This window comes from Rhizobium sp. SG741 (assembly GCF_012275435.1).
GTDB classification, from domain to species: domain Bacteria; phylum Pseudomonadota; class Alphaproteobacteria; order Rhizobiales; family Rhizobiaceae; genus Rhizobium; species Rhizobium lusitanum.
Genome location: NZ_JAAZQP010000018.1, coordinates 83,675 through 93,897 on the forward strand (window position 1 = coordinate 83,675; position 10,223 = coordinate 93,897).

Here is a 10,223-nt window from a genome sequence, read left to right on the forward strand (position 1 = left end):
ATCCAGAATGGGGGCGCGCAGGGAACTTTTCGCCGTCCCGGGCATTATCGTCCCATAAAAACGAGAGGGCGAGCCTATGAGTTCATTGATCAAGATAGAGAAAGCTGGCGAGAGCAGGCTGCGGGAGGTGTGGAGTGTCGAGGATTTTGCCCGGCGCCACCGGATTTGCAAGGACGAGGAAGTCCGGCTGAAAAAGCTGTTTGGCGACTTCGCGACAAAGCAGGAATTGCTCTCGAATGCGCAGAGGCCGCCGCTGTTTCGTTGAACGGTCTTGGCGGGCCGGGCGCGATGTTCATCGTGGGCTGCTGCGAGCGAACGGTTTGCCGCGGAGGAGGCTGCGCCAATGTGGAAGCGTTTTGAATTGTGGTTGGTCGACCAGATCGATCGGATATTCGGACTGGAGCGGCTCGCCCGCCGGGCCGGCTTCTCGCCTGACGAGGCAAAGCGTATCGCCCGCGAGAAATAGGTTGCACGCCAGCTCGCAACGACATCCAGCGGATGTCCGCACTTCCCGAAAAGCTATTGCAGAAATTCGTCTCGCGGGTCTCAGCGGCCGGCCGATTGAAACCGGTCGAATGCTTCGAAACTTCGAATGGTCTTCGCAATGTTGCGTATTTTCGAATGATCTGATCAGAGTTATAGTATTGTCATGCGACCGTCTTGGAGGGCGGTTCCAAGCAGTTGGTAGCGCGTGAGGAGGAGTATTCATGCGACACATCAAATGGAGCAATCCGATCGAGATCGGTTTCGTTCAAGGTAGTTCCCAGACTGTGACAGGCCCATCCGAGGCATTGAATTGCATGGCCAATCTTTGGCCGGACCGGCGCGGTCCGCTGTATGTGGCGGCCAGAAGCGTTTGCCGGGCAGCGATCGATGGCCGCAAATCCGTCGAAGAAGCTCGTGAGATGTTCATCTCGGCAATGCGGGAAGCGCATCTGAAAACCCATTGAAGCGCCTCCGCGCGCTGCCGGATCGTCGATCGCTCGAAACTGCGCCCTGGCGGTAGTGCGGCAATAGGCACGTTACCTGAAAGCGGATCAATTCCGCGGGATTTCCTATTGCGCCGTCGCCACCGGGCCATAAAGACGGGGCAGCTTCTCAAGCTGGTATGCATGGCATCAAAAAGGCCGGCGACTTTTAGGGTCGCCGGCCTTTTGTTGTCTAGGTCTCGCAAAACGCCGTCAGCGGTTTGAACCTCTTACCGACATGCGGCAGTTCGGTTCCGACGCCGGGCAGGGATCCGTATGGTCAGGGCTATAAGGACCCGGGGCACCGGCATTCGGCCGCGGATTATTCTGCGGCTGCGGCTGGGGCTGCGGTTGAGCTTGAGGCTGTCGCTGCTGCGGTTCGGGGCGCGGCTGGTTGTCGGGGCGGTTATTGTCGCGCCGGCGATCCGGCCGGCTGCCAAAATCCTGGTTGTTGTCCGGCTGCTGGCGGCCCCAGTCCCGATTGCCGTCGCGATTACGGTCGGGGCGGCGATCCCAGTTCTGATCCTGTCCGTCATTCCAGTCCGATCCGCTGTTCCAGTCGCGATTGCGATCGGGACGGCGGTCCCAATTGCGATCCTGTCCGTCATTCCAGTTTGATCCACCGTCCCATCCCGGACTGCGATCCGGGCGACGATCGACCCAACCGGGACCGCGCCGCCAGCGATCGCGATCGCGGTAGAAGTCGCGGCCGCGATAATAACGACCCCAATAGTCATCGAAGTTGAAGACCACGGTCGGAATACCGAGTGGGCGATAATATTGCGGATCGACATAGATACGACGCGACTGGTAGGTCGCCTGAATATAGCGGCCGGCGACCCATCCGCGACCACCGTAGAACGAGACGTCGCACCAGGGCGTCTCGTTGAGGCAGCCATTGATCCGCAGCGGGACGCCGACAGGGATCATGGTCACTGCCGGATAAGCGGTGCTCGGGCCCGACCGCATGTTGACATTTGCGGTGGCAAAGCCTTCCGCTGCCTCCGCGATGGCCGGCAACGCAACGAGTGCGGCCAGCATGCTCGCGGCAAGAACCTTGAACCTCATGAATACTCTCCCTTTGCACACCGTCGCCGCGAATCGTCGCGCGGTGCTTGTTCGGCATCTGATACGCCTACCCCGGCGCCCATTCGGTATGACTTCCCAATTTCGGCAAGATAAAGGCCTGCGCATGCACGGAATCTGATAGATTTCGCGGCGCGCCTTCAATCTCAGCATGTGTTTTAAAAGTGTTTGCATGAATGGAGCTTGAACGACTGCGGATAAAGCGTTCGAGGCCTGCGCGGCTTACTGTTCGGCGCGTTACTGTCGCCGGAGTGCGTATCTCTCATGACATGGCTGGAAGAATGATTGCCGCGACCTTGAAATCGCCGTGTTGCATTCCGACATAGGCTACAGTCATGCAGCCGATGGATGACCGGCGCGCTTCAAAGCGAGCAGTTTTTATCCTTCTTCGATCGCGGAAGTGAAGTTGACGTATCGTTAACCTTTCACGATCAATCTGGCTGCAGTTCCGCTTTCCCTTTGACCACGGATGTACTGGCACTGTTGTGAGGGCGGATGACGAAAGGCCGGTTTGCTCCGGCCTTTTTGTTTTTCATGGTGATGGCGTGCTTTGCGAAAGCGGGGCGCGCCATTTTCAATTTCGGCTGTGTTTCCGCCAACGAAAAACCGCCGCAAGTGACTGCGGCGGTTTCGAAGATTTAAGCGAAACGCCCGTTATACGGGGCGATGTCCTCAGTTGGCCTTCTTGGCCGAGACCTTGACGATCTTGGCCGGCGCTTCAGCCACAGTCGCCTTGCCTGCCGGCACATAACCAGCCCCGATGGCGACGTTCAGCGAGATGTAGTCGATGGCGCTCTGTTGAACGGCCTGTGCCAGGCTCTGCTGAGCGGCTGTCACGTTACGCTGCGCGTCGAGAACGTCGAGCAGCGAGGACGCACCGTCCTTGTAGCTTGCGGTCGAGAGTTGCAGGGCTTCCTGGTAGGATTTGACCTGGGCGTGGAGGGCGGCAACCGTTTGGGCATCGCGGGTGACGGCCGACAGTGCGTCCTCAACCTGCTGGATCCCAGTCCTCACGGTCTGTTGCCAGACGATGTACTGTTCGCGGCTCGAGGATTCCGCAGTCTTGACACCGGCGCGCAATGCACCGCCGTCGAAGATCGGCAGGTTCAGAGACGGGCCGAACGACCAGCTGGTCAGGCCGCCGCTTCTTGCCGAAGTATGAATATAGGACGGCGAGATCGCGCCGCTGAGCGTGATCGACGGGAGCAGCTTGGCTTCCGCCACGCCGATCTCGGCTGTGGCCGCGGCAAGATTGCGCTCTGCCTGGCGGATGTCGGGGCGATTGCGGATGAGATCGGCGGGAACGCCGGTGCGGACGTTGCCGCGGAACACCGGTTGTTTGCCGCCGCCCTGCATCTGGGCGATGATCGTAGCAGAAGGCACGTTCAGCAGCGTGGCGATATGGTGCACGGCCTGGCGATAGCTGATCTCGAAACCGGGAATGGTCGAAAGCGTCGAATTGACGAGGCCCTCGGCCTGAACGACGTCGAGGCGGGATGCCGCACCGGCTTCGAGCTGGAACTTCGTCAACGAAAGGGTGTCGCGGCGGGACTTCAGGTTTTCTTGAGCGATTGCCACGAGCGCCTGGTAGTAACGGGCGTTGACGTAGCTGTTGGCCAGATCCTGCAGATAGGTCAGGCGCTGAACGTCGACGCTGGAATAGGCCGCATCGAGCGATGCGTTGGCGCTTTCCCTTGCGCGGCGGTACTGGCCCCAGAGGTCGAGCAGCCACGAAACCGACGCAGTACCGCCTGTGCTGTTTTGCGTTTCGGTCTGGGTGCGCAGCGAGCCCTTCTGGCCGCTGGTTGTGTGGTCGCCGCTAACCGTCAGGCTCGGCAGGCCGCCGGCGCCTGCGGTGACGACTGCCGCCTCGGCCTGATTGATGCGCTCCAGCGACTGTTGGATGTTAAGGTTCTGGGCGAGTCCCTGAGCGGCAAAAGCGTTAAGCTTGGAATCGCCGAAAGCGGTCCACCATTGTGAACCGGCGATATCGCCATTGACCTTCGTACCGCCCTCCGAGAATTTGGCCGGCAGAGGCATTTCCGGTGGCTTATGATCTGGGCCGCTGACGCAACCTGCCAGAATAAGCAGCAGGGCGGGGGCGGCAGTACGAATGGAAACCATCACATTGTCCCACAATTCAATTTACATGATCAGTGTTTTACGGGGTCGACATGACCCTAAGTGTTTCGGCGCTCCAGCCTTACGCAGTACAAACAATGACCCGAAGCGGTCGGCGTCAATCTAGCAATGAGTTTTGCAATAGCACAGTGGCTTTTACGATTTCTCGTCGGCGAACATATGTGGGATCGGGCAAAATAGCAGGGTTTCGGTAAAAAAAATCTAAAGTGTTGCAAAAAACATACCCTTCCGCCCACCACTCAAGGGTGCGGGATGTTAACGAATCGTTAACCGATGCAACCATTGGAAGGTTATTCGGCCGGCTGGTCTCGTTAAAAGACCGCTCGGATCGTCTCTACGGGAAATAGCGAGCGAGACTTGCGCGAACCCGGTCGCGCGGTGTTGCACTGCGGTCGTCGGCCAGGAAAGGCGTACCTGTGATTGCTTCATAGGCACGGATATACACCTTGGACGTCTGCTCGATGAGCTCCAGCGGGATCTCCGGAATCTCATCCTTGTAGGGATCGCAGCGTTCCGTCACCCAGGACCGGACGAAATCCTTGTCGAAGCTTTCCGGGCGGACGCCCTTTTCGAATCTGTCCTGATAGCTGTCGGCCAGCCAATAGCGGCTGCTGTCTGGCGTATGGATTTCATCGGCAAGGATGATCGTGCCGTTTTCGTCGGTGCCGAATTCATATTTGGTATCGACGAGGATGAGCCCCCGCTTGCGGGCGATTTCCTGACCGCGCGCAAACAGGGCCAGGGCATAGTTCGACAATGTCCGCCATTGTGCCTCGGTCAGAAGTCCTTGCTCGATGATCTGGGTCGGCGTCAATGGTTCGTCGTGGCCGCCGTCGAATTCCTTGCTTGTCGGCGTGATGATTGGCTCCGGCAGGATCTGGTTGTCACGCATGCCGTCCGGAAGCGTGATGCCGTACATCTCGCGCTGACCCTTCTTATAAAGCGTCAGGATCGAGGTGCCGGTGGTGCCGGCGAGATAACCGCGCACGACGACCTCGACCGGCAGAATGTTCAGCCGCTTGCCGACGACGACATTCGGGTCGGGATAGTCGATGACGTGGTTCGGGCAGATATCGCGTGTCTGCTCGAACCAGTAGCGCGCCGTTTGGGTGAGTACCTGGCCCTTGTAAGGGATACAGGTGAGGATGCGGTCGAAGGCGCTCAAGCGATCGGTGCTGATGATGATGCGGCTGCCGTCGGGCAGGTCGTAATTCTCGCGTACCTTGCCGCGATAGTAATTGGGCAGTTCCGGGAAATAGGCTTCGGAGAGAATTCGCAACACGTCCACCAGCAGGCTCATGCATCCGCCCGACGGATGCTTCTTGAGCGGACCCTTAGCGCATTGCGGCGGGAATCGGAACGATTTTCATATGCAATGTTGCATTCTTCGAGCCCGCCGGCATGGCTGCCCTGCTGGAAAAGGCGGTCAGCCGGGACTATGCCAGCCGCCATTTTCGGTCTGTTCGAGGATCGGTGTCGAAAAAACACCGACGATCCGCTCGCTCCATTGCCTGCCGTCCGCATCGACACGCTCTCGCCAGCGCTCGGATTGCAGCATGGCCGCGCCGATCACCACGGGTTCGATGCCGCATGCGGTCAGGAGGGCCAGGCCGGAAACGATCGAAGCTCCGCTCGATATGACATCATCGACCAGCGCCACGCGCTTTCCTTCGAGCAGCGGCAACATGCGTGGGTCGATATAAAGACGCTTCTCCTGGTTTGGCGTGGTGATGGATGAAAGCGCAACCGATAGTTCTTCCCTGTACCAGAATTTGCGCGAGGTCCCGAGCGGCACGTAACGACTATGGCCGAGCGCCCGTGCAACCCCGCTCGCCAGCGTCAGCCCCAGCGTCGGCAATCCGGCGACGACATCGATATCGTGGACCGCAATCCTGGCCGCAAGCGCCTCGGCCAGCGCTTCCTGCACGACGAAACTCGCCTGATTGACGATCAGCGATGCCAGCGCGTGCTTGCCATCAGCCAGGACACGGATCGGCAGGTGCAACTGGCGCCCGTCCGGGAGCTCCGCCACATAGAAATCGTGGCGTTCGCCCGCCGTCGAGAAAGTTTTGGGCGGGTGGAGCTCCTGCCAGAAATCATGAGGCTGCATCGCGTTTCGCCTTCGATCCATTCTGTCCGTTTGTTTTCAGGTCCGCGCGCCGGCGCAGCCGAAGGATTTCGGCCTCCGTCAGGGGCCGGACCGCACCTTTCGGCAAATCGCCGAGCGCAATATCGCCGAAAGCGACACGCACCAACCGCAGGCATTCGATGCCGAGCGCCTCCAGCATCCGGCGGATCTGTCGGTTGCGGCCCTCCTTGAGTTCGACTTCGATCCAGCTGTTGCGATCCCCGCTGCGCAACAGGCGGGCCATGCTGGCAGTCAGAAGCTCACCGTCGTCGATGATTCCGCGCTCCATGCGCTCGAACTGCTCGTGGTCCATGATGCGGTCGACCTGGACGTGATAGACCTTGCCGACATGGCTGACCGGATCGAGCAGCGCCTGCGCCAAGACCGTATCGTTGGTAAAGAGGAGTAGCCCCTCGCTCGCCTTGTCCAGCCGGCCGACCGGAGCGAGATGCCGTGCATCGATGTCCCTCAGGCAGTCATAGACGGTCGGTCGGCCCTCGGGATCGTCACGGGTTGTCACCAGCCCGCGCGGCTTGTTCAGCATGAAGTAGAGTTTCTCTTCAGCAGATATTGCGATGTCGTCGACCGCAAATTGCGACCGCTCCAGATCGACCCATGTGCTCGGATCGGTGACTGTTCTCCCGTTCACGGTCACGCGGCCGGCTGAAATCAGGGTTTCGGCCTGGGTGCGGGAACAATAGCCGAGCTTGGAAAGCGCCCGCGGCAAGGTCACGCGCTTGCCGTCGGGTTCCTGTCTGCCTTTCGCCGTCTTGCCGGATCTTTGCGGTGAATGCCGCTGGCTCACCCGTTTGCCTCACGATCTCTACTGCGATGACCGGGCATTACTGCCCGCGAAGGACAATCCTTTCGCACGAGGATGACCGGGACGCAAATCGCATTGCTGGAAAGCAGGCAAGGTCGGAAAGCGGCAGGGCTCGCATTTCATGGATACGAGCCCTGCCTCGGACCGGAGCGGGCGGTTGGGTCGGTAGGCGGCATAGAGGGTGCCGCCGTTCGCTCCGGAGGGATTGCCCTTGCCCGGAAACTGCACGGCTTCCTTTGCTGGGATTTTTCAAAACAGCGGAAATTTGTTACAGTTTGTAACGCCGACTGTTTCCCTGTTGCCAAAACCGCCTTTCGCCCCGCATGGAGGGGCCATGGTTTCCGCATCGCTTCTTCTGGTCGAGGACGACCGCGAGATTAGGGCGCTCCTCGAGGAGTTCCTGAGCCGCGAGGGTTTTGCCGTGCAGGCTGCCGATAGCGCCGCCGCCATGGACCGCATTCTCTCCAAGGGCTTTCCCGATCTCATCATTCTCGATCTGATGCTGCCGGGCGAGGATGGCCTGTCCGCATGCCGCCGCATCCGCGCCCGCAGCCAGGTGCCGATCCTCATGCTGACGGCGAAAACAGAAGATATCGACCGCATCCTCGGCCTCGAGATGGGCGCCGACGATTATCTCGGCAAACCCTTCAATCCGCGCGAACTCCTGGCGCGCATTCGCGCTATCCTTCGCCGCTCTGGGCCCGAGCGTCCCGAGGAGGGCGCTGCTCCTGCCCGGCGCAAGAGTTTCGCCGGCCTTACCGTCGACCTCGATGGCCGGGTGATCGAGATGGAGGGCGAACGCATCGTGCATCTGACAACGGCTGAATTCGATCTGCTCGTCTGCTTTCTCGAGCGGCCGCGACGCATATTATCGCGTGACCAGTTGCTCGACTGGACGCGGGGCCGCGGCGCCGATCCTTTCGACCGCACCATCGACGTGACGGTCTCGCGTCTTCGCACCAAGCTCGGGCATTGCCTGCCCGATGGCGCCCATATCATCACCACCGTGCGCAATGCCGGCTATCTCCTCACGACAGAAGTGAAGGATGTCTGAGCCATGCTGAAACTCGGCCTCGTCGCCCGCATCATTATGATCGTTGCCGTGGCGCTGTTCGTCATCCAGCTCGCGGCATTTGCCGCGGCCCAGTTGAAGCCGAATACGTCGCTCGATCCCGAAATCTCGCCGGCAATGCAGGTCAAGTCGGCGATCCGTCTTCTTGATGCCATCCCGCCCGAGACGCAGCCGCTGGCCGTCCGTGCGCTGAATGCCAATGGTCTGGCACTTAGCCTGATCGATGCTCCCTTGCCCGGGCAAAAGGATGATGCGTCCAATCTCACCCTGACCGACAAGCTGGCGCGTGAGTTCGCAGCGATCGCTCTGGGCAATCGCTATTTCAACATGCGCTCGCTTCCCGAAAGACCACAGGGCTGGTTCTCCGTCGGCGCGCCGGACCGCATCGTCGAAGTGTCGATCGGCGTCGCCGGCGGCAAGGTCGCCGTCTTCAGGCTTCCCGATACGCCGACGGTGCGGTTGCGCGGCGTTCCGGTCGGCCTCATGGCCGGCGTCCTTGGCATGCTGGTCGCTGTCATCGCGATCGCCGCCGTAGCGCGGGAGACCCGACCTCTCACGCGCCTGTCCCGCACTGTCAACTCCATCGGCAATGGTCTGCAACCGGTCGATATTCCGGAGAGAGGCGCCTGCGAACTTCGCATGCTGATCCGGGCCATCAACGCGATGCAGCTGCGCATCGCTGCCCTGGTCAACAACCGCACCCTGATCATCGGGGCGATCTCGCATGATCTCAGAACCTATCTCACCCGCTTTCGTCTGCGCATGGAGATGATGCCGGATACGCCGCATCGCGACCGGGCGATCGCCGATGTGGAGGCCATGCAGCGCCTCGTCGAGGATGCCCTTGGCTTTGCCCGCAGCACCGTCGTGCCGGACGGGAAGATTATCGTCGACCTCGACGTTGCCGTTTGCTCCCATGTGGCCGAGCGCCAGGATGCTTCGGACCTCGTTGCCTTCTCCCCGTTCGGGCAGCCCCTGGCCGTGACGATGCCTCGGACGGCATTGGTGCGGGTATTGGATAATCTGATCGACAATGCACTGCGCTACGGCGGCTGTGCCGAGGTCGGTGTCGAGCATCGCGGGGATCAAGGCGCCATCATCGTCGGCGATCGCGGACCCGGCATTCCGACGGAGCGGCGCAAGGAAGTGCTCGAGCCTTTCGTGCGGTTGGAAGAGTCCCGCAACCGCGATCTCGGCGGCAGCGGTCTCGGCCTGGCCATCGTCCGGCAAATTCTCGATGCGCACGGCGGCGCACTCTGCCTGGAGGATCGCGAGGGTGGTGGGCTCAATGCTGTCGTCTTGCTGCCGCTTGCCGCCACGGAAAGAAAGGCCGCCTGAGAAACGCTGGCGCCAGACAGCCTCGCGCTGCCGCACGATCCGTGCCGTACGCCTCGCCTGCGGCTCAGTGGCAGGTCAGAAACGTCTGGAGCTCTTCCCGGCTGACGACAACGCCGGCAGCGGCTTTTGAAGGATCCGGATGCGTATAGGTGAATCGCAGCAGGTCAGGCAGATCCAACGCTTGGCGCATGCTCATGATGCCCAGCGCACGACGTCCGCTGGCGCTGTCGACGCTGACTTCGATAATGCTTTCCGGTCTTGTTGTGTGCATTGTTTCCTCCCTCCTATGCTGTTTTTCTTACATATAGCAGAAATCTCATATAAAATATCGGTTTTTCTGAGGCTTGCATCTCAAAATTGCGTGTCGGCAATAGAGCGAGCGGAATGGGGTTGCTCAGCCGTCTGTGACCGTGGCCTCGATCCCTTGTGAGGCAAATCCGGAGGAGAAGCGGCCTTGGGACATCGACTTTCCGTTGCGCCGACCGAAATTTTGATCATTTGGACAATATTTTTTGGAGCGCTTGTGGGCAAACGCTGCCTCTCCCCACATCCATCCACAAAATCTATTTACAAATCAATCACTTACAAAAATGTCAGAATTTTTACAGTTGGTGTGTTGACTTGGTTCGTTGGGTGGGATTATAAGCCCACTCACTGAACGAGGGC

The 10,223-nt window shown here is 60.1% G+C and carries 12 protein-coding genes; 6 read left to right on the forward strand and 6 right to left on the reverse strand.

Annotated elements, in window-relative coordinates:
• Positions 1-76: 76 nt before the first annotated feature.
• The 3 genes from FHT29_RS31360 (at position 77) to FHT29_RS31365 (ending at position 950) form a co-directional block, all read left to right on the forward strand.
• Positions 77-265, forward strand: a complete 189-nt coding sequence (locus FHT29_RS31360; RefSeq protein WP_037199234.1) for a hypothetical protein — start codon at positions 77-79, stop codon at positions 263-265.
• Positions 266-343: 78 nt separating this feature from the next.
• Entirely contained in the window at positions 344-466 is a 123-nt protein-coding gene (locus tag FHT29_RS35010; RefSeq protein ID WP_280518115.1) for a hypothetical protein, read from the forward strand.
• A gap of 241 nt (positions 467-707) precedes the next feature.
• A complete protein-coding gene (locus FHT29_RS31365; RefSeq protein WP_037199233.1) occupies positions 708-950 on the forward strand; it encodes a DUF982 domain-containing protein in 243 nt (80 codons plus the stop codon).
• A 231-nt stretch (positions 951-1,181) separates the two neighbouring features.
• Here the strand turns inward: FHT29_RS31365 and FHT29_RS31370 are convergent, their stop codons facing one another.
• Complete coding sequence (locus FHT29_RS31370) at positions 1,182-2,036, reverse strand: SH3 domain-containing protein (protein WP_037199231.1); 855 nt, start codon at positions 2,034-2,036, stop codon at positions 1,182-1,184.
• A gap of 513 nt (positions 2,037-2,549) precedes the next feature.
• Between FHT29_RS31370 and FHT29_RS31375 the strand changes: the two genes are divergently transcribed.
• Positions 2,550-2,696, forward strand: a complete 147-nt coding sequence (locus FHT29_RS31375) for a hypothetical protein (RefSeq protein WP_168600916.1) — start codon at positions 2,550-2,552, stop codon at positions 2,694-2,696.
• Positions 2,697-2,726: 30 nt separating this feature from the next.
• Here FHT29_RS31375 and FHT29_RS31380 read toward each other — a convergent pair whose 3' ends face one another.
• The 4 genes from FHT29_RS31380 to FHT29_RS31395 all read right to left on the reverse strand — a co-directional run bounded on the left by FHT29_RS31380 (position 2,727) and on the right by FHT29_RS31395 (position 7,057).
• Positions 2,727-4,178 (reverse strand): efflux transporter outer membrane subunit, encoded by a 1,452-nt coding sequence (locus tag FHT29_RS31380; protein WP_037199229.1) that lies wholly within the window; start codon positions 4,176-4,178, stop codon positions 2,727-2,729.
• 352 nt (positions 4,179-4,530) lie between these two features.
• Positions 4,531-5,475 (reverse strand): phosphoribosylaminoimidazolesuccinocarboxamide synthase, encoded by a 945-nt coding sequence (locus FHT29_RS31385; RefSeq protein ID WP_037199343.1) that lies wholly within the window; start codon positions 5,473-5,475, stop codon positions 4,531-4,533.
• A 147-nt stretch (positions 5,476-5,622) separates the two neighbouring features.
• Positions 5,623-6,306: a phosphoribosyltransferase gene (locus FHT29_RS31390; protein WP_047561105.1), complete on the reverse strand. Its 684-nt coding sequence runs from the start codon at positions 6,304-6,306 to the stop codon at positions 5,623-5,625.
• Positions 6,293-7,057, reverse strand: a complete 765-nt coding sequence (locus tag FHT29_RS31395) for a pseudouridine synthase (RefSeq protein ID WP_245297607.1) — start codon at positions 7,055-7,057, stop codon at positions 6,293-6,295. The genes FHT29_RS31390 and FHT29_RS31395 overlap by 14 nt, the downstream gene beginning before the upstream one ends.
• 424 nt (positions 7,058-7,481) lie before the next feature.
• On the opposite strand from FHT29_RS31395, the gene FHT29_RS31400 reads away from it, so the two are divergent.
• Positions 7,482-8,201, forward strand: a complete 720-nt coding sequence (locus tag FHT29_RS31400; protein WP_037199224.1) for a response regulator — start codon at positions 7,482-7,484, stop codon at positions 8,199-8,201.
• A gap of 3 nt (positions 8,202-8,204) precedes the next feature.
• Positions 8,205-9,557, forward strand: coding sequence for an ATP-binding protein (locus FHT29_RS31405; protein ID WP_047561100.1), 1,353 nt, complete (start codon positions 8,205-8,207; stop codon positions 9,555-9,557).
• A gap of 64 nt (positions 9,558-9,621) precedes the next feature.
• On the opposite strand, the gene FHT29_RS31410 is transcribed toward FHT29_RS31405, so the two are convergent.
• On the reverse strand, positions 9,622-9,828 hold the full coding sequence (locus FHT29_RS31410; protein ID WP_034512760.1) for a hypothetical protein: 207 nt from the start codon (positions 9,826-9,828) through the stop codon (positions 9,622-9,624).
• Positions 9,829-10,223: the final 395 nt, after the last annotated feature.

What these genes read in the sequence shown, in the direction of transcription:
- FHT29_RS31375 (WP_168600916.1), top strand. Translation starts at nt 2,550, where the DNA reads ATGACGAAAGGCCGGTTTGCTCCGGCCTTTTTGTTTTTCATGGTGATG.
- FHT29_RS31390 (WP_047561105.1), bottom strand. Translation starts at nt 6,306, where the DNA reads ATGCAGCCTCATGATTTCTGGCAGGAGCTCCACCCGCCCAAAACTTTC.
- FHT29_RS31365 (WP_037199233.1), top strand. Translation starts at nt 708, where the DNA reads ATGCGACACATCAAATGGAGCAATCCGATCGAGATCGGTTTCGTTCAA.
- FHT29_RS31410 (WP_034512760.1), bottom strand. Translation starts at nt 9,828, where the DNA reads ATGCACACAACAAGACCGGAAAGCATTATCGAAGTCAGCGTCGACAGC.
- FHT29_RS31360 (WP_037199234.1), top strand. Translation starts at nt 77, where the DNA reads ATGAGTTCATTGATCAAGATAGAGAAAGCTGGCGAGAGCAGGCTGCGG.
- FHT29_RS31400 (WP_037199224.1), top strand. Translation starts at nt 7,482, where the DNA reads ATGGTTTCCGCATCGCTTCTTCTGGTCGAGGACGACCGCGAGATTAGG.
- FHT29_RS31405 (WP_047561100.1), top strand. Translation starts at nt 8,205, where the DNA reads ATGCTGAAACTCGGCCTCGTCGCCCGCATCATTATGATCGTTGCCGTG.
- FHT29_RS31370 (WP_037199231.1), bottom strand. Translation starts at nt 2,036, where the DNA reads ATGAGGTTCAAGGTTCTTGCCGCGAGCATGCTGGCCGCACTCGTTGCG.
- FHT29_RS31380 (WP_037199229.1), bottom strand. Translation starts at nt 4,178, where the DNA reads ATGGTTTCCATTCGTACTGCCGCCCCCGCCCTGCTGCTTATTCTGGCA.
- FHT29_RS35010 (WP_280518115.1), top strand. Translation starts at nt 344, where the DNA reads ATGTGGAAGCGTTTTGAATTGTGGTTGGTCGACCAGATCGATCGGATA.